General features: G+C 55.9%; 18 protein-coding genes. 5 read left to right on the top strand and 13 right to left on the bottom strand.

The features are described from left to right. Positions 1-33 precede the first annotated feature (33 nt). The 3 genes from kdpF to DN611_RS04670 form a co-directional block, all read right to left on the bottom strand. The gene (kdpF, locus tag DN611_RS17255; RefSeq protein ID WP_081692053.1) at positions 34-111 is read right to left on the bottom strand and encodes a K(+)-transporting ATPase subunit F; all 78 of its coding nucleotides are present in this window, start codon (positions 109-111) and stop codon (positions 34-36) included. Between the two features lie 120 nt (positions 112-231). Continuing rightward, complete coding sequence (locus DN611_RS16935) at positions 232-363, bottom strand: hypothetical protein (protein ID WP_021750419.1); 132 nt, start codon at positions 361-363, stop codon at positions 232-234. A 151-nt stretch (positions 364-514) separates the two neighbouring features. After that, positions 515-3,196, bottom strand: a complete 2,682-nt coding sequence (locus DN611_RS04670; RefSeq protein WP_119310764.1) for a DUF4118 domain-containing protein — start codon at positions 3,194-3,196, stop codon at positions 515-517. 307 nt (positions 3,197-3,503) lie between these two features. Here DN611_RS04670 and DN611_RS04665 point away from each other — a divergent pair, with 307 nt between their 5' ends. From DN611_RS04665 to DN611_RS04650, 4 genes are all read left to right on the top strand, one after another. Further along, on the top strand, positions 3,504-4,661 hold the full coding sequence (locus tag DN611_RS04665) for an ABC transporter ATP-binding protein (protein ID WP_021750417.1): 1,158 nt from the start codon (positions 3,504-3,506) through the stop codon (positions 4,659-4,661). Next, a complete protein-coding gene (locus DN611_RS04660; RefSeq protein ID WP_025543709.1) occupies positions 4,643-5,413 on the top strand; it encodes an ABC transporter permease in 771 nt (256 codons plus the stop codon). Before DN611_RS04665 ends, DN611_RS04660 begins: the two co-directional genes overlap by 19 nt. Before the next feature lie 68 nt (positions 5,414-5,481). Then, complete coding sequence (locus DN611_RS04655) at positions 5,482-6,423, top strand: glycine betaine ABC transporter substrate-binding protein (RefSeq protein ID WP_025543710.1); 942 nt, start codon at positions 5,482-5,484, stop codon at positions 6,421-6,423. A gap of 73 nt (positions 6,424-6,496) precedes the next feature. Then, the gene (locus tag DN611_RS04650; RefSeq protein WP_021750414.1) at positions 6,497-7,399 is read left to right on the top strand and encodes a YitT family protein; all 903 of its coding nucleotides are present in this window, start codon (positions 6,497-6,499) and stop codon (positions 7,397-7,399) included. Positions 7,400-7,596: 197 nt separating this feature from the next. Here the strand turns inward: DN611_RS04650 and DN611_RS04645 are convergent, their stop codons facing one another. From DN611_RS04645 to DN611_RS17245, 3 genes are read right to left on the bottom strand one after another with little or no spacing between them, the layout of a single operon-like run. Then, entirely contained in the window at positions 7,597-8,355 is a 759-nt protein-coding gene (locus tag DN611_RS04645; RefSeq protein WP_158629822.1) for an IS5 family transposase, read from the bottom strand. Positions 8,356-8,400: 45 nt separating this feature from the next. Continuing rightward, the gene (locus DN611_RS17250) at positions 8,401-8,718 is read right to left on the bottom strand and encodes a DUF6718 family protein (RefSeq protein ID WP_442950790.1); all 318 of its coding nucleotides are present in this window, start codon (positions 8,716-8,718) and stop codon (positions 8,401-8,403) included. Between the two features lie 56 nt (positions 8,719-8,774). After that, the gene (locus DN611_RS17245) at positions 8,775-8,933 is read right to left on the bottom strand and encodes a Fic family protein (protein ID WP_353734004.1); all 159 of its coding nucleotides are present in this window, start codon (positions 8,931-8,933) and stop codon (positions 8,775-8,777) included. A gap of 129 nt (positions 8,934-9,062) precedes the next feature. Here DN611_RS17245 and DN611_RS16640 point away from each other — a divergent pair, with 129 nt between their 5' ends. Then, positions 9,063-9,362, top strand: a complete 300-nt coding sequence (locus tag DN611_RS16640) for a hypothetical protein (protein ID WP_160117407.1) — start codon at positions 9,063-9,065, stop codon at positions 9,360-9,362. A 308-nt stretch (positions 9,363-9,670) separates the two neighbouring features. Here the strand turns inward: DN611_RS16640 and hydA are convergent, their stop codons facing one another. The 7 genes from hydA to DN611_RS04600 all read right to left on the bottom strand — a co-directional run bounded on the left by hydA (position 9,671) and on the right by DN611_RS04600 (position 17,440). Further along, on the bottom strand, positions 9,671-11,143 hold the full coding sequence (gene hydA, locus DN611_RS04630) for a dihydropyrimidinase (RefSeq protein WP_119310762.1): 1,473 nt from the start codon (positions 11,141-11,143) through the stop codon (positions 9,671-9,673). A gap of 22 nt (positions 11,144-11,165) precedes the next feature. Then, entirely contained in the window at positions 11,166-12,122 is a 957-nt protein-coding gene (locus tag DN611_RS04625; RefSeq protein WP_025543713.1) for an ABC transporter permease, read from the bottom strand. Between the two features lie 20 nt (positions 12,123-12,142). Continuing rightward, positions 12,143-13,648, bottom strand: a complete 1,506-nt coding sequence (locus tag DN611_RS04620; RefSeq protein WP_025543714.1) for a sugar ABC transporter ATP-binding protein — start codon at positions 13,646-13,648, stop codon at positions 12,143-12,145. 5 nt (positions 13,649-13,653) lie between these two features. Beyond that, entirely contained in the window at positions 13,654-14,841 is a 1,188-nt protein-coding gene (locus DN611_RS04615) for a Zn-dependent hydrolase (RefSeq protein ID WP_160117406.1), read from the bottom strand. Positions 14,842-14,856: 15 nt separating this feature from the next. Then, positions 14,857-15,831, bottom strand: coding sequence for a threonine ammonia-lyase (locus tag DN611_RS04610; protein WP_119310760.1), 975 nt, complete (start codon positions 15,829-15,831; stop codon positions 14,857-14,859). A 3-nt stretch (positions 15,832-15,834) separates the two neighbouring features. After that, positions 15,835-16,296 carry a RidA family protein gene (locus DN611_RS04605; protein ID WP_025543718.1) on the bottom strand — a complete coding sequence of 154 codons (462 nt, stop codon included), beginning with the start codon at positions 16,294-16,296 and terminating at the stop codon, positions 15,835-15,837. A 97-nt stretch (positions 16,297-16,393) separates the two neighbouring features. Then, positions 16,394-17,440: a sugar ABC transporter substrate-binding protein gene (locus DN611_RS04600; protein WP_025543719.1), complete on the bottom strand. Its 1,047-nt coding sequence runs from the start codon at positions 17,438-17,440 to the stop codon at positions 16,394-16,396. Positions 17,441-17,532 lie beyond the last annotated feature (92 nt).

The following is a 17,532-nucleotide window of genomic DNA, read 5'->3' as shown; positions in this document are numbered from 1 at the left end:
GTATTCCTCCTATTTTCTGCGGTATCAGGCATCTCAGAAACGCTCCGGATGCACCAGCGCGTAAACGAGATAAGCGCCCAGCAGCAGAACGATAATTCCAAGTGCAATCATGGTTATGATCTCCTTTCTGCGCTTACGACTCCGGGTCGTCCAGCTGTTTCTGACACCAGCGGATCAGCAGCCATACCAGGCCGAAGCTGACCGCCAGGGTGCCTACCATCAATACATCCATCATCTTGAAAACTCCTTTCTTCTTTGGAGCTGCCCGCAGGCTGCACACATCATCGTCTCCGGAAGAGTCCGCCACGCGGCGATCCCAATGGCAGCAGCGGCGGCCACTTGAATCAGCAGATACTCCTTCATAAGATTCTCCTTTCGCTCCGGGTAGCAGGCACAGATGCCCCCTATTCTCCCGTTCGCGTTTTCTAGAATAGCGCAGCGCGTTATAAAAGGGGATTAAGAAATTTCTGGCGGTATTAACAAAACATTAATGAAAAACCGCCGTCCTGGACGCTCATTTCACGCCGTCTGTCCGAACTGCGGGCAGGGTGAACCGGAAGGTTGTCCCCGATGGCGCGTGGTCGGAGACGGTGATCGTCCCCCCGTGGGCATTGACGATAGACTGGCAGAGATGTAGTCCCAGCCCCAGTCCCCGCTTGCTGTCAGGCTTTCCCTGCTCCGCGGTATAAAACAGATCGAACAGGTGCTTTTTTGCCTCATCCGGGATCCCGGGGCCATCATCAGAGACGCTGATCTCCACCCAGTCCTTCCTGCGGGTCCCGCTCAGAATGATATGGGAGTCCTTGGGCGTATATTGGATCGCATTGTTCATCATGTTGATGATGACCCTCTGAATCATCCCCGCGTTCATGGACGCCATGAGCGTCTGGTCCTCCAGATCAACTGAGATGTGGTGGTCCCTTGCCCGCCGGTCCAACTGCCGGACAGCACTTTGAAACAGATCCTCCAGCAGTTCGGGAGCGGTTTTCAGCTTGGTCCTGTCAGTTTCCAGCTGTGTGGCCGCCAGCAGATTTTCCGTCATGTTGATGAGCCAGTTCGTGTCATCGTCAATCGCGGTATACAGCTGCTCGCGCACTTCCGGCTTGAGCGTCTGATCCTTCCCCATCAGGATGCCCACACTGCCGTTGATATTGGTGAGCGGTGTGCGCAGATCGTGTGAGACCGCCCGGAGCAGATTGGCCTGAAGGCTCTCCCGCTGGGTCTGGAGCGCGATCTGGTTCCGCTCCTCCTCCAGACGAATACGCTCCTGGCTGAGGCCGCACTCTCCCAGGAGTGCCACCATCAGGTTTTTTTCAAAAGCGTCCGGGACCACATAACCGGCAATGGGAACTCCTACGATCCCCATCACGCCGCGGGTGCCCCGCACGGAAAGAAACAGCCATTTTGAGTCCGGAAGCGTATTCGTGGTGGCGCCGGCGTGCTTGTTGTTTTTCTGCACCCATTTGGCGACGCCGATCTCTTCCATGCTCAGCTTTTCCAGAAGCGTGTGTTCGTCCGCCGGCTCGATCCGGAAGTCCAGCTCCTTGTCGGCGTCGTTCAGGGCATAAATGACCGGCCGGTCAAACATGCGGCTGAGCTGCTCCGCCGTCAGGCGCAGACAGTCCCACTCCGTCCGGATGGTCTGCAGCTTTTGGCTGCTTCCCAGCAGCAGCTCCGTATAGTAGCTCTTTTCCGCCACCATGCGGGCCTGCTCCTTCACGCGGCTGGCCAGAGAGCTGGCGATGATGCTGGATGAGAGCATAATCAGGAACGTGACGGGATAGCTGGGCCCGTCAGCCTGGAGGGTGAAGCGCGGCTCGGTAAAAAAGAAGTTGAACGCCAGCACGCTCAGCAGGGAGTTGGCCGCTCCATACAGATGCCCGCTGGTGCTGACTGCTGTCACCAATACGCCCAGAATGTAGATCGTGATGATGTTGGATTCGCTGAAGCCCGCCCAATCAAAGGCAAACCCCACCGCTGTGGAGATCGCCAGGCACAGCAGCGTGACCACAGCGTCTCTCCAGGAAAAGCGGACTCTGGACTTCCGGAGCTTTCCAAGGGGCTTTTTATAGAGCGGCTGGCGGTCCGGAATGATATACACATCCAGGTCCGTCCGCTCGATCAACCGGTCGGCCAGACTTTTCTGCCCGATCCAGGGGTGCTGCCGGTGATTCACGCGCCCCATGACGATTTTCGTGATACCGCTGACCCGGGCGTACTCCGCGATCTGTTCCGCCGGGTCCGCGCCATAGACGGTGGCGATCTGTGCGCCCAGCTGTTCCGCCAGGCGCAGGTTGCTCCGCAGGCGTTTGATATTCTCTCCGGACAGCTCCTTGGTCTCCGGTGTCTGGACAAAGAGCGCCGTGAAGCCGCTGTGGAACGCCTCGGCCATCCGGGCGGCCGTGCGGATCACCTTGGCGTTGGAGGGGGCTGAGGACAGGCAGATCAGAATATGGTCTCCCGCCCGCGCGGCCTTCCCCTTTTTCTCCTGGACCGCCGTGCGGTTGAGCTGGTCCGCTGTCCGGCGCATGGCGATCTCCCGCAGGGCCGTCAGATTCTCGGCGGTAAAAAAATTCTCCAGCGCCTGCTTCGCCTGGCGCTGCCGGTAAATCTTCCCCTCCTCCAGCCGCTTTTCCAGGTCAGCGGGCGCAATGTCCACCAGTTCCACCTGGTTGGCGCGGTCAAACACGTGATCCGGGATCCGTTCGTTCACCACGATCCCTGTGATGGAGGTGACAAGATCGTTCAGAGATTCCAGGTGCTGCACGTTTACTGTGGTATAGACATTGATCCCCGCCTGCAGCAGCTCCTCCACATCCTGATACCGCTTGGTGTGGCGGCAGCCCGGGGCGTTGCTGTGAGCCAGTTCATCCACCAGGATCAACTGTGGTCTGCGCGCCAGGGCTCCGTCCAGGTCAAACTCCCGCAGCCGGATCCCCCGGTAGTCCACCTCCCTGCATGAGAGGACCTCCAGCCCTTCCAGCAGCGCCAGTGTATCCGGCCTGGCGTGGGGCTCCACATAGCCGACCACCACGTCGACGCCTTCTTTCTGCGCCTGATGGGCTGCCTCCAGCATAGCGTAGGTCTTGCCCACGCCTGCCGCGTACCCGAAAAAGATCTTCAGTCTTCCGGTGCCTCCGGTCTCCGCCTCTCCGTACCGGGGGGAATAGGGAGTGCTGTTCTCTGTTTTTTCCATATATCTTCATCTCCCATGATTCTGGATCGGAATTCAACAGCCTTATCCTATCATGCAGGATACCATAATTATATAAGTATTTCGCCCACAGCATTAAGATTGGATTAAGAGGCGTGTAGGCGGCGTATATCCCAGCTTTCGCATTTCCTTTCTGGAGCCCATTCAGAAGCTCCGCCCCCACCTCACACGCAATGAAATGGAATCTTAATGCCCGCTGAGCAGAACTTAATCCCATTTTAATAAATCACAGCCCATAATATGGGCAAACCAGCGCTCGATTCAATTACGATGTGAAGATGGAGGAGACATGATCGAATTTGAAGACGTTCGCATCGCCTACAAAGATAAGCCTGTGTTGGACGGTGTTTCGCTGACAATCCATGACCGCGAATTTTTCGTTTTGATCGGTTCCAGCGGATGCGGCAAGACCACCCTGCTGAAGAGCATCAACAAGCTGCTTCCCCTGCGGGGAGGCTCGCTTTCCATCGACGGCATTCCCGTAGAACAGATCAAGGTCCAGGACCTTCCCAAAAAGGTTGGATATGTGGTACAGTCGGGCGGCCTGTTCCCCCACCTGACGGTGGAAGAAAACATCGCCCTCACCATGCAGATCGCCCGTTTTTCCAAAGAGGCCATCCGGGACCGGGTCGATAAGATGCTGAAGATGGTCAATCTGGACCCGGAAATCTACCGGGGCCAGTACCCATCCCAGCTCTCCGGCGGTCAGCAGCAGCGGGTGGGCATCGCCCGGGCTTTTGCCGCCAATCCGCCCATCGTCCTGATGGATGAACCTTTCTCCGCCCTGGATCCCATGACCCGGGCGGAGCTGCAGAACGAAATCCATGATCTGCAGACCAAGGCGCAAAAAACGGTGGTCTTCGTCACGCACGACATGGACGAAGCCATCAAGCTGGCCGACCGCATCTGCATCATTCAGGATGGAAAAGTCGCCCAGTGTGACACCCCGGAAAACATTCTAAAGCACCCTGCGAACCAGTACGTCACAGAGTTCATCGGCGCCAACCGGCTGTGGGCCAACCCGGAATATATCCGCGCAGCGGACATCATGCGCCGCCGTCCCTTCACTATTTCAAAGGGGCGCACCGTCATCCAGGCCCTGCAGATCATGAGGCACAACAGCGTGGACAGCCTGCTGGTGCTGGATAAGGGGCAGACGCTCCTGGGTGTCGTCTGGCTGGAGGAGCTGATCGGAAAGCGGGAGGCCGACCCCATAGAATACTACATATCCGATGATTACATCGCCGTGGAGGGGGAAACTTCCCTGAAAGAGATCATCGCCACCATTGATTACGATGTGTCCGGCATTATTCCCGTGATCCAGCATGACCGGAAGCTGCTCGGCTATTTGACGAAGAGCATCATTCTGGCCACCATGAGCAAGCAGTTCGTTCCGGAACATACCGCCGGAGAAAGGAGCGGAGTGATATGTCCCGCTACACTTTGATGGATTATTTCTCCATTTATGTGGAGGAGTGGGACAGTCTGCTGGAGGAGTTTCTCCGGCACCTGGCCATGACCAGCTTCTCCGTGGTGCTGGCCCTGATCATCGCCGTTCCCCTCGGCATCTTCATCACCCGGAACAAAGCGGTATCCAATGTGGTGATCGGAATCGCCAACGTGATGCAGTCCATCCCCTGTATGGCGCTGCTCGCCATGGGCATTCCCTTTCTGGGCGTGGGTGAGACGCTGGCCATTTTCATGGTATTCGTCTATGCGTTCCTTCCCATTTTGAAAAATACATATACCGGCATCTCCGGCATTTCCCCCGTTTCCATGGAAGTGGCCCGGGGCATCGGCCTGACCCGGATGCAGCAGCTGCGCCGGGTGGAGCTGCCCATGGCCATGCCGTACATCATGTCCGGCATCCGCATCGCCGCGGTGAGCTCTGTGGGCACCATGACCATCGCCGCCTTCGCCGGTGCCAACGGCCTGGGCTCCTTCATCCAGCTGGGCATGAACTCCCTGAATTACCCCATGACGATCATGGGAGCCGTGGCCGCCGCGCTGATGGCACTGACTCTGGATTTCCTCCTGGGCCGCGTGGAGCGGGCCTTCACCAGCGAGGGACTGCTGCCTCAGGACCAGATCAAAAACCTGAGCCTGTCGGTCCGGTCCCGCCGGAAGGCGATGGCCGCCGCGCTGTGCGGAGCCCTGCTGGTGGTTTCTGTGGCATCCTACGCCTCTATCATCGCATGAGTCCTCTGTGAGGCAGATTCGATATCTCAACCATATCAACACCCTATTCTGAAAAGGAGTCTATTTGTATGAAACACTTGAAACGATTCACCTGTATGGCGATGGCCGCCGCCATGGCCCTCTCTCTGGCCGCCTGCGGCGGGACCCCCTCTGATGCGGGCGGCAGCGGGTCCGAAGCTGGCAGCGGCGATCAGAAAACCATCGTAGTGGGCACCTCCAACTTCACCGAGGTCAACATTCTGGGCGAGATCTACACGGAGCTGATCGAGGCAAACACCGATTATGAGGTGGAACAGCGCTTCGGCCTATCCGGCGCGGCCATGTGCTTTGACGCCCTGGAGCAGGGCAGCATCGATATGTTTGTGGAGTATACCGGAACGGCGCTGCTGAACCTGCTGGCCCAGCCTATGGACACCGATAAGGACCGGGTGTGGCAGACCGTTCACGATCTGATGCTGGAGGATCACGGGATCCAGACCTCCAACCCCCTGGGCTATAACAACACCTATGTGATGAGCGTCAAGCCCGAGACTGCGGAGAAATATGGCCTGACCTCTCTGTCTGACCTGATTGAAAAGTCCCCGGAGCTGCGTCTCGGCTGCACGGTGGAGTTTATGGACCGCGAGGACTGCCTGCCCCTGCTGGAGAGCAAGTACGGCACCGCTTTCCAGGACGTGAAGGGCCTGGACGCCAGCCTGCGCTATACCGCCATTGAGAACGACGAGGTGGACGTGGTGGACGCCTTTGCCACGGATGCTCTGCTGTCCAAGCTGGGCCTCACTATGCTGGAGGACGATCTGAGCTTCTTCCCGCCTTACTACGCTGTGAACTTTGTGGATGCCGAGCTCCTGGAGTCCGACCCCGAACTGGCCGAGGTGCTGTCCAGACTGGACGGTGCCATCGACGAGGCGACCATGGCTGCCATGAACGCCCAAGTGGACGTGGACGGCATGAGCGCCCAGGAGGTGGCCCACCAGTTCCTGGTGGAACACGGCCTGGTGACTGAGTAAGATCAAGTTGTGGAGAAGCCCTGGCACAGATTGTGCCAGGGCTTCTCCACAGAGCGAAAAGGAGAGATGAGAAATGGAGCAAACGCATGACAGCCCCACGGCACTGGAGCTGTACAAGGGACATCCGGTGCAGGAAGCCGCTCAAATCATCCTGGGTTCCCTGCTGTTTTCCGCCTCCATGAACTGGATTATTCTGCCGCATGATATGTACAGCGGGGGATTCCTGGGAATCGCACAGCTGCTGCGAATGCTGCTGCTGCATTTCTTCCCTGCCATCCAGCAGATCGGCGACTTGGCGGGCATTCTTTATTTTCTGCTGAATATTCCCCTACTGCTGATTTCCTGGTTCCGGTTCGGGCACTTTTTCTTTGCAAAGACCGCCCTTTGCATCGTCTGTTACAGTGCCTTTTTGGCCCTAATCCCGATCCCGGCGGAAGGATTGTTTGACGAGACAATCGCGGCCTGCGTTATTGGCGGGCTGGTATGCGGCGTCGGGGCGGGCATGACGCTGACAGCGGGATGCTCCGGCGGCGGTGAGGAGATCCTCGGGTTGTTGTGCGTCCAGAAAAAGCCGGATTTCAGTGTGGGGCGAATCGCCATGATCCTGAATGTGTTCGTATACGGGATCGGCCTCCTCCTGTTTGAACAGGACGTGGTGGTTTACAGCATCATCTTCGGCTGCACCACCTACCTGACTCTGGACCGGATGCACCTGCAGAATGTAATGGTCACCATGCTGATCATCACCAAATCTGAGGCCATGGAGCAGTTGGTGTTCCGATATGCCGGCCGCGGCGTGACGAAGTGGACTGGCGTCGGAGCTTACAGCAACGAGCCGTCCGACTTGCTGCTGACAGTAGTTTCTAAGAAGGAGGCGCTCCACCTGCGGAAAATCCTGCGGGAAGAAGATCCCAATTCCTTTATTATCATGGATGAGGATGTTTCCGTGGCGGGCAATTTTCAGAAACGGTTGTGAGGATGACGGTAACAGCAGTGTGTGCCCAACAGGTTAGGCGCTTTCACCCGGCAACGGCTTTCTGCCCGGATATTCTTCCCTCACACGCAAATCACCGGATATCGGCAGTATCCTTGCTTCTCCATTTCCCAACCGGCTATCCGTAAAAAGGATGGGGTCGCTTACTAGGGCTTATTCGAAAAAAGGCGGAGATTGTGCTAAAGTAACAAAATAGCGATGGCGGCAAAATACACAAAGGCCAAGAGGGAAGCATCCGGCTTGTCATATCGGGTGGCGATTCTGCGAAACCACTTGATTTTCTGGGAAAAACACTTCACCAGATGGCGCTCTTTATACAGATGCCAGTCAACCGGCCAGGGATCGGAAACATTGCTTTGCGGCGGGATCACATAGCTGGCCCTGTGCGCTGAGATATATTCCCGAATCGTCCGGGCACCATAGGCCCGGTCTGGCGGCACGGCACTCCTGCCGATTCTGACCTTTTGCGGCAGTTCAACAGCGTGAACCGAATCGTGGCCATTTCCAGCGGAGATCCGGAACTCCAGCGGGTTTCCCAGACCGTCTACAACAGCGTGGAGTCTTGTGTTCCATCCGCTTTTGGTACGGCCAACCGCCTTATCTGCCGTTTTTTCCTCGCCATTTGCGCTTTCATGCACCCTTACGCAGGTGGAGTCCATGTTCAGGTTCTCCATATCCGCGTCCGTAGACAGTGTGTGGAATACCACTTCCAGAGTGCCGTCATCCCCCCATTTAGCGAATTGGGCGTATATAGACTGCCAAGGGCCATAAGTCTCCGGCAGTTCACGCCACTGCGCACCGCTCCGGACGATCCAGAGCATTCCGTTGAGCATAATCGGGTTATCCTTCCGGGGGCGCCCCCGCTTTCCCATTTCTTCTGGTGGCAGCAGCGACTTGATCCGTTCCCATTGTTCTTTTGTTAATTCATATCGTTTCATGCTCATAGCTTCGCATAACTTGGTTTCTTGTGTAACTTTTATTTTTCAAACAAGGCCTAATCTTCCCGACGGGCTCATTCTGGACCTCTTTATCGTAAGCGGCATGGAATTCTTCCTCAGTATCTCCGGGTAATCTTCTGCATTATAAACCCCTCTCCAACTGTCCCCCCCGATCAATGATATTCTCCATGTCCTCCACATACGTGTAGGGACACACTCCGAATAAATCTCAGGACCATCCAGGATCACGATCTGGACGCCGACAGCCTGCAGAACCTCTAGTATACCTGAAAGGTACCAAGCCTCATTAGACGTCTTACAGAGGTATGCAAGGCAGCCTAACTTATCAAAGCTTTTCGCCACAATATAGTTTTTTATTACCCAAGATCATGCCTTCAATTCTTTATTCCAAATTGTGTTCAATTTTTAGGTACAGCCCCTTGCACCGTCATATATTTCTGGCTGTGGCTCTGAGGTTTATCGGGAAGGGTCATCTTCAGCATCCCAAGGTTCAGCAAAAGTTTAAGATACTTCTGCGTGAAATGTTTGAAATCCTGAAAACCACAGTGTTGCATAATCCTCGCTTTAGAGCGCAGTTCCGTTCAAAAAACAAGGATACGCTCAAGCAGGGTATCATGTAGGGTCACATGGGTGACGTCCTGCGGTCCGACCATTTCAGCCGTAATTGGAGCAAGCGGCATGACTGTGTGGAACACGTCACCCTCAATAAATTCCGGGCTCCCGCCGGAGTAGAGCTTTGTGTATTTATAAGTATTCCCCATCCCGGATCCCTGTTCGTCCGCCAGCCCAATCTCCCGGAACACTTTGGAGATGGGCGGGTTTTGGGAGCAGAGCTCACGCAGGATGCGATTTCTGGCGCTGATGCTCTGGATGCCCTCCTGCACAAAGGGGGTGCTGAGGTTCTTTTGACCAAACGCAATCAGACGGTCGTAGGTCTCCAGCAGATTGATGATATTAACATTCCAGTCATCGTACTAAGCAGATAATGGTTTCGTCAATTTCTTCAAAATCGGCACGCCCTCTTTGTCAAGCCAACAGGAAATATTTTCTGAGATACAGACGATATAAGTTAAGATCGGCCTTTCGGCGGGATAGCCTCATATTCTTATAATCGTTTTACACTTACAACGTTCCCTATGTAATAAAGGTAGTTCGCATATGCAAACTGGATGATGACAGAAGGCGCCGAGTATGTACTCGGCGCCCTGTTACAGCATTGATAGGAAATTGATCAACATCGTCTCTTATACATCCGTGAAAGTTCAAGGAGTTCATCCCGATTGCAATCCTCTTCTTATGATCTTTTCAAGAGGTCATATCCCAAACCATAGGGTTTGCCGGGAATAAACTTGCCGTTGGCGCTGGTGCATCCCTGATAGGTAATGCCGTCAGCCACAACTTCTGTAACTTCACCCAGATACCTGCCGTTTTCCACCACGACGCTGCCGCGCAGCAACACCGTATCAGCGCGGCCGATTTGCTCCAGGCCCTCGAACACGTTGTACTCCACGCCAGTGGGGTTGGTCTCCAGCGTGATCGTCCCCTTGTAGTCCGGGTCGAACAGCACCAGGTCCGCGTCAGCGCCCACCTGGATGGTCCCCTTGCGGGGATAGATGCCGTTCAGCTTGGCCGGCGTGGTGCAGCACACATCCACAAACTTCTGCCGTGTCATGCGGCCGGCGGCAACGCCATAGGTCCACAGGGCATTCATGCGGTCGCCGGCGCCGGGGCAACCGTTAGGGACCATCCGGAAGTCGCAGCGCTGATGCTCCTCGTCCCAGCCCCAGTTCTTCTGTGCCTGGGGGATGCCGGAATTGTCAGAGCCGCAGATGGACAGCCAATCCTTATTCAGCGCCTTCCATAGGTAATCCTGGTCCTCCTTGTCCCGCAGGGCCGGAGAGCAGATCCACCGGGCGGCGATGTGCCAGTCCGGATGGTCCATCTTGTGCTTGTCCAGCACCAGATAGTGGGGACAGGTCTCGCCGATCACCGCCTTGCCCTCCGCACGAGCCTTGCGGATCTCCTCGCCAGCCTCGATGCAGCTGACATGGACAATGCACATGGGACAGTGCATGGCATCCGCAAACCGGATGGCACGGGAGACGGCTTCCGCCTCGCCGTAGGGGGGGCGGGTCATGTAGTGGTATTTTGGCTCATAGTGTCCGGTAGCGGCCGCGTCATTGCGGCACTTATCCAGAACGTCCGGATTCTCCGCATGGACCATCATCGTCATGCCCTGCTTGCCAGCCTCCTCCAGGCAGGCCAGCAGCTTGCTGTCATCCATGTAGAGGGAGGTGCCCTTATAGGCCAGGAACAGTTTCATGGTGGGAACACCCATCTCCACCAGCTTTTTGATCTCACCGACGGTCTCATCCGTGAAATCGTTGCAGCAGGCGTGAATGGCGATGTCGGGAGCCACCTTGCCTTTGGCGCGGACATTCAGGCGGTAGTTGACGGAATCCACCAGGTTCATGCCGGGTTCATTGGTGCAGAAGTCCACAATGGTAGTCGTTCCTCCCTGCAGGGCGACCCAGGTAGTCGCATAGGGCTCGTTTGTGGTGATGCCGTCCGTATTGAGCGCCTCAAAGTGGGCGTGGTTGTCCACACCGCCGGGGAGCACATATTTGCCCTCTGCATCCAGGATTCTATCAAAGGGGCCTTCTAGATTGGTGCCGATTGACGTGATCTTTTCATCGACAATGAGAATATCTGCTTTGTACTCACTCTCTGCTGTGACAATGGTCCCGTTTTTTACCAGTGTTCTCATACAAGTATTCTCCAATCCTTCGTTAATTCTTGTGGCTCTTCTGAACCGAGGTGATAATAACGGCGGCGAGAATAATCAGGCCAGTCGCAATATCCTGATAGTAATAGGAGACATTGAGGATCGTGAGGCCGTTGGCCATTGTTCCGATAATCAGAGCGCCCAGCAGTGTACCAGCCAGATTCGGCTCACCGTCTTTGAAAGCGGTGCCGCCCAGCCATACGGCCGCAATAGCATCCAGCAAGTAATCCTCCGCAGCCTGAGGATGCGCAGAGCCCAGTCTGGAAGTCAGCATCACGGCCGTGACGCCGCAGGCAATGCCGCAGAAAACATAGGCCCACACAATGGTGGAGCGCGTATTGACGCCGGACATCAGAGATGCCTCTTCGTTATCACCCACGCCATATATGTATCGTCCCAACTTTGTCTGGTTGAGGATAATGCTAGACACGACCAGTACAATCAGCATGATGATAACCGCGTTCGGGATCACACCGCCCAGTCGCTGAGCGCCAAAGATCTCAAAGTCCGCCGGGAGATTGGAGATGGGGTGGCCTTTGGTATAGGCCTGATTGATGCCAGCCACCACGTAACCGACTCCCAAAGATGCAATAAAGTCCGGAACTCCTAGATAGGCGATCACAACGCCGTTGATCAGTCCAATCAGTGCGCCGAGAAGGACCGTGATCAATGCAGCAAGCCATATGTTCATTCCAGCCCTGACCAGGAGCGCAGCCACTACGATCCCGAGGAAGCTGGTGCTGTAGCCGATGGACAGATCCGAGCGCTTGGTGATCAGGACGAAGGTCAGGCCCAGGCTGATGGTGGCCAGCATGGCGATCTGCCGCAGGATGCTGATCACGTTGGAAAGTGTCGGGAAAGCACTCGGCGCCAGGATCGAGAACACCAGCAGCATGATGATATAAGCGAAAAGCGTCCCGTAATTCCGGGCAATTCTGGAAACATTTAATTTGGCGTTCATCAATGAACTCCTCCCTATCCTCATATTCCGATTGCATTCCGCAGAATATTATCGGAATCCGCAAATTCAGAACGATCGATCACGGTCGTCACTTTCCCCTGGCTCATGACGCAGATGCGGTCGCACATCAGCTGCAGCTCCGGTATCTCAGAAGAGATCACGATCACTGCCATTCCCTGCTGTGCCAGGCCCTCAATGATTTCATAAATCTGATCTTTCGCACCGACATCAATGCCGCGGGTGGGTTCGTCGAGGATCAGCACGCGGATATTGCGGTCAATATACTTGGAAATGACTACCTTCTGCTGATTACCGCCACTGAGATTTCCCACATTCTGGAATACGGAGGAGCAGGCGACGCCCAGTATCTCCGTGCAGTGCTTGGCGTATTCCAGTTCCTTCTTCTTGTCGATCAGGCCCAGACGCGACAGCGCCTTCAGATTGCAGATGGACACATTCTTGTAAATCGGCGTGTTGGGAAGGATCCCCTGCTTCCGCCGCTCCTCCGGCACAAGCGCGACGCCAGCGGCTAGGGCCTGTCCGATGTTTTTGAATACGACGGGCTTACTGTCCAACCGGATTTCCGCCGTGTCATACCGGTCAACCCCCAGCATGGCGCGGACCGCTTCTGTCCGACCGGCGCCCACTAGGCCGAACATCCCCAAAATCTCACCCTTGTGGACTTCAAACGAGACGTCCCGCAGCACACCCTTTTTCGAAAGTCCCTTTACAGAGAGGACGGTCTCGCCGATGCTGCTCTTCCGGGTCCGGGTGGTGTTGACTTTGATCTGCCGGTTGACCATCAGGTTGATCAGCTTGTCGCTGTCCATCTGGGAGGTGGGAGCGGTCTGGATCGTCTCGCCGTCGCGCAGGACTGTGATGGTATCGCAGATCTCGAAAATTTCCTCCAGACGATGGGAGATGTAAATAATGGTCTTCCCGCAGGTTTTCAGATATTGAATATATTTCAGCAGCTTCGTCACTTCTCCATGACCAAGTCGCGCCGTCGGTTCATCCATGATAATGATGTTGGCATTCTTTGCCAGTACGCGAGCGATGACCATCATCTGTTGATCGGAGACATTCAGCTTTCCGGCCTGCATTTTGCTGGGCAGATCGATTTTCAGCTCTTTGAGCTTCTCATCACAGGCGGTATACAGCTTTTTCCAGTCGATCAGCAGAGGCAGAGGACGTGTAGGCTCTTCGCCATAGAAGATGTTTTCCGCCACCGTAAAATAGCTGATAAAGGACAGCTCCTGCGGAACGATGGCGATGCCCAGCTCCTCTGCATGGCGGAGGCTCTGGATCTGGACCTCCTCCCCATTGAGCAGGATCTTTCCGCTGTCTTTTGCAATGATACCGGTCAGGACCTTCATCAAGGTCGATTTGCCAGCGCCGTTCTCGCCCAGAAGGGCATGGCAGCTTCCGCGCTTCACCTGCAGATCAATGTTACGCAGCGCCTTGACGCCGCCAAAGCTCTTCTGGATGCCGTGCATCTCAATGATATAGTCGTTTTTCTCGCTCAAAAAATTCACCTCCCGGGTGTTTCAAGGCGATCGATGTCACACAGGGCGTGCAAGAGGACATTTGCTCCATTGGTCACATCGTCCCACGTCGTGAACTCCTCTTTGCTGTGGCTGATTCCCTTGACGCTTGGGACAAAAATCATGCCGATCCTCGTCACCTGCGAGAGGCTCATGCTGTCGTGACCGGCTCCGCTGTCCATAGTCATCGCCGCAAGTCCCAGCTTCTGGGCCGCGTTCCGGACGCTCTGCTGCACGGTTTCCGACATATGGAAGCAGGGCTGTTCCATCGTCAGCCGGCAGGAGACGATGTCCTTCCGGAACTCCTCCATCAGCATCTGATAAACGGACTCCAGCAGATCCTCCCGCAGTCCCCGTAGCTCCAGCGTCAAAGCCACACGGCCCGGAACCACGTTCATGGCGTTGGGCTGCACCTCCAGATGCCCTACCGTACCCACCATGTGGGGGTCGGTCTCCATGACCACCTGGCGGACCCGCATGATGAACCTGGCCGCCTTGACCAACGCGTCATTCCGCAGCGTCATGGGCGTCGTGCCGGCGTGATTGGCCACGCCCGCAAACTCCACGATATAGCGCCGGAGGGCAATGATCGAGCGGACCACGCCGATATCCTTCTTCTGGGACTCCAGCACACCGCCCTGCTCAATATGCAGCTCAAGGGAGTAATCGATGTCTCCCGTGTATTTCGCCTCCGCCAGGTCCTGAAGGGTAAATCCGAACTCCCCCATCTTCTCTAGCACCGGCTCTGTGGGCGGCAACCCACAGTAAGCACGGCTGCCGATCAGTCCGGTGATCACAATGCCCTCCTCCTCGGCAAAGGACACCACGTCGATGCTGTGTTCGGGGACGATCCCGTTTTCAGATAAGGTGTGGACCGCTTCGATCCCCGCGAGAACGCCCAGGCAGCCGTCAAAGATCCCGCCATTTACTACAGAATCGATGTGAGAGCCTATGGTAATCTTTCTCGGAGACCTGCCAGGATAAGTGCCCACCACATTTCCAACTGGATTGGTGGTGACGCTCATGCCAGCCTCCCGCATCAGCTGCGCCACATAGGCGTTGGACTTCCAAAAGCTGTCAGAATAGGAGAGTCGGCAAATCCCGTCCGGGGTTCGGGCAATATCCGCCAGGGCCTCAAGATGTGCTTGGAGCCGCTGGCCATTCACGGTCATCATAGCCATCATTTCCTCTCAAGCCTGCATACACAGGTCCAAAACAGCTTTGTCGATATTTCCACCGGAGCAGATCAGAACCGTTCCGGGACTGAGCGGACACTTTTTCTCCAGCAACGCCGCCAAGGCCAGGGCACCGGAGCCCTCCAGCGTCAGCTTTCCATACAAGCACGCTGTTCTGACCGCCTGCCGGATGCTGTCCTCCGTGACTGTAAAGATGTCATCCACATATTTTTCAATGTAAGGATACAGGTATTCCTCTCCGGTTTTCCGTACAACTGCATCCGCCATAGAGGAACAGTGATCCAGCGTTACCAGCTGGCCCTGCCGACGGGATTCCACATAGACAGCCGACCCTACCGGCATCACACCATAGATCTTGACGGAGGGCTTCAGCGTCTTCATGGTCAGAGCGATCCCCGTGATGAGGCCGCCGCCCCCGATGGGCACCACGATCTGCTCTACTTGGGGGCACTGGTCCAGAATCTCCAGGGAAATGGTCCCCTGGCCGCCCACAGTATACCGGTCAGAGGTGGGGTGCACATAGTACAGATGCTCTTTTTCTGCCAGCTCACAGGCAGAGACGAAGGACTCGTCATATGTCGCGCCGACTTCCACCAAATTGGCCCCCAGTGCGCGGATGCTGTCCTTTTTGACCTGGGGCGTGGACACGGGAACCACGACATTTGCTTGGACCCCCAGATTCCGGGCGGCCAGTGCGCAAGCCATGCCATGATTTCCGGAGGAAGCTGTGACGATCCGAAGCTCCTTGCCGTACCGCTCGATCAGAGAAGTGATCTTGTTCATGGCGCCGCGGTATTTATAGGCCCCCGACGGCAGAAGGTTCTCCGCTTTCAACCAGACTTGCGCACCCAGCTGCTGGTTCAGGAATTCCATGTTCAGCAGCGGAGAGGGCGGAAAGGCTTTCCGGAGTCTCTGTTCTGCCGCGAAAATGTCCGCGATCTCTACAGGGCTAACATCCCTTCCCAGCATTGTTTAGGCCTCCTCGATCTCAAAGATGGATTCCACTTCCACGGCCAAGCCCAGCGGCAGGGCGTTGGAGCCGATGGCGGATCTGGCGTGCCGCCCCTCTTCTCCAAAGGCGTCTATAAAGACCTGAGACGCGCTGTTGATGACCTGCGCCTGCTCATGGAAATCATCTGTGCTGGCCACGAAACCCAGGATTTTCACGCACCGCTTCACCCTGTTCAGATCCCCCAGATAGGCCTCCAGCGCGGCCAGTGTGTTGATCGCGCAGATCCGCGCAGCTGCGGCGCCCTCTTCCACGCTCAGGTCAGCGCCCACACGGCCGGTGATCTTCGTATCATCCACCATGCTGCCCTGGCCGGAGATGAACACCAGATTCCCGGCCTGATTCACAGGCTTATAGAGTCCGGCCGCAGCCAGCTGCTTGGGCAGCTCGATCCCATGTTCTTTCAAATTCTCATACACGCTCATTGGTCAGTTCCCCTTCATTTTCTAAAAATATTTCATAGATGGCATCGGGCCGCCCCATTCCGGAGCGCAGGGCGGCCCAATGTTCTCTATATCAGCCTTATTCCGCGTACTTCTCAGCCTCGGCAGTGGCCTTCTCCAGGAACTCATCCACATTTTCTTTTGTGACGACGGCGTACGGGATTTCGTGGTACTTCGCCACATCCTCGCCGGCCATCAACGCCTCACAGGCATCTACGACATTGACATTGGCGCTGTCCAGATCGGACACCACCGTGGCAATGCAGGAGCCGTCGGCCTTGATATCATTGAGGATGTCTACCTCGCCGTCAACGCCTATGCACTTTACCTGAGGATAGAGATCGTGCTCCTTCAAAGCCTGGATCGCACCCATGGCCTCCAGATCCTGAGATGTGAAGATCGCAACCACATCGGGGTTGGCTGTCAGCGCAGAGTCTACGCCGTTATAAGTCACTTCGGTCGTACCAGGGAAGGTTGTCTGTACATGAGCTACAACATCAAATCCATATTCTTCTACAAATGCGTCATGGATGTAGGAGCCAGCCCTCAAAGCAAAGTTGTCCTGATGCCCCGTTGTGATGATCTTGCCGCTAAAGCCCACCTCAGCCGCCAGGATCATGTTAATGTCTGCCTGGACAGCAATGCTGTTCAGCAGGAACATGGCGTCGATGCCGTCAATCCAGCCGGTGTCTTCGCAGATCACGCGGATGCCTGCCATTCTGGCCTCCTGAACCGCATTCTTCAGAGAGAAGTTGTCCGCGTTCTGAACGACGATGACATCGCATCCGGCCTGCACCAGATTTTCAATGTCGTTGGCCTGTTGCGTGGGGTCACCATTGGCGTTTGCCGTGACGACAGTATGGCCGCGCCCCTCCGCCTCTTCTCTCAGTCCCTCAAACATATGCCGGTTGTGGATATTGGAGAGCGCGTTTGTCGAAATACCAATGGTCAGACTGCCGGTCTTCGCAGGAATCTCCGGGTAAACTACGGTGTCGGTCTCAGAGGAGCTTTGACCCTGGTCTGTTTCCTGGGTCTGCTGGGTGCCTCCGCTTTCGGTACCGCCGCATCCAGTCAGTGTTGCGAGCATCATCATTGCCGCAAGAGCGAGAGCAAACCATTTTTTCATCGTTTTTCCCCCTGTCAGTTTTTATATGCTTCAGAAGTTGGCCTCTGATAGCAGACATACTTTATGTTTTTTATACAGACATTCTGTTTTGT

The organism is Oscillibacter sp. PEA192 (assembly GCF_003574015.1).
GTDB lineage: Bacteria > Bacillota > Clostridia > Oscillospirales > Oscillospiraceae > Oscillibacter > Oscillibacter welbionis.
Note: the sequence above shows the minus strand (reverse complement) of the source record. Positions and strands in the feature narration are given on the sequence as shown.

Coding starts and splice junctions, on each gene's coding strand:
- kdpF (WP_081692053.1), bottom strand. CDS start 111: ATGATTGCACTTGGAATTATCGTTCTGCTGCTGGGCGCTTATCTCGTT.
- DN611_RS16935 (WP_021750419.1), bottom strand. CDS start 363: ATGAAGGAGTATCTGCTGATTCAAGTGGCCGCCGCTGCTGCCATTGGG.
- DN611_RS04600 (WP_025543719.1), bottom strand. CDS start 17,440: ATGAAAAAATGGTTTGCTCTCGCTCTTGCGGCAATGATGATGCTCGCA.
- DN611_RS04670 (WP_119310764.1), bottom strand. CDS start 3,196: ATGGAAAAAACAGAGAACAGCACTCCCTATTCCCCCCGGTACGGAGAG.
- DN611_RS04655 (WP_025543710.1), top strand. CDS start 5,482: ATGAAACACTTGAAACGATTCACCTGTATGGCGATGGCCGCCGCCATG.
- DN611_RS04615 (WP_160117406.1), bottom strand. CDS start 14,841: ATGATGACCGTGAATGGCCAGCGGCTCCAAGCACATCTTGAGGCCCTG.
- hydA (WP_119310762.1), bottom strand. CDS start 11,143: ATGAGAACACTGGTAAAAAACGGGACCATTGTCACAGCAGAGAGTGAG.
- DN611_RS04625 (WP_025543713.1), bottom strand. CDS start 12,122: ATGAACGCCAAATTAAATGTTTCCAGAATTGCCCGGAATTACGGGACG.
- DN611_RS04660 (WP_025543709.1), top strand. CDS start 4,643: ATGTCCCGCTACACTTTGATGGATTATTTCTCCATTTATGTGGAGGAG.
- DN611_RS04665 (WP_021750417.1), top strand. CDS start 3,504: ATGATCGAATTTGAAGACGTTCGCATCGCCTACAAAGATAAGCCTGTG.
- DN611_RS04610 (WP_119310760.1), bottom strand. CDS start 15,831: ATGCTGGGAAGGGATGTTAGCCCTGTAGAGATCGCGGACATTTTCGCG.
- DN611_RS04645 (WP_158629822.1), bottom strand. CDS start 8,355: ATGAAACGATATGAATTAACAAAAGAACAATGGGAACGGATCAAGTCG.
- DN611_RS04605 (WP_025543718.1), bottom strand. CDS start 16,296: ATGAGCGTGTATGAGAATTTGAAAGAACATGGGATCGAGCTGCCCAAG.
- DN611_RS04650 (WP_021750414.1), top strand. CDS start 6,497: ATGGAGCAAACGCATGACAGCCCCACGGCACTGGAGCTGTACAAGGGA.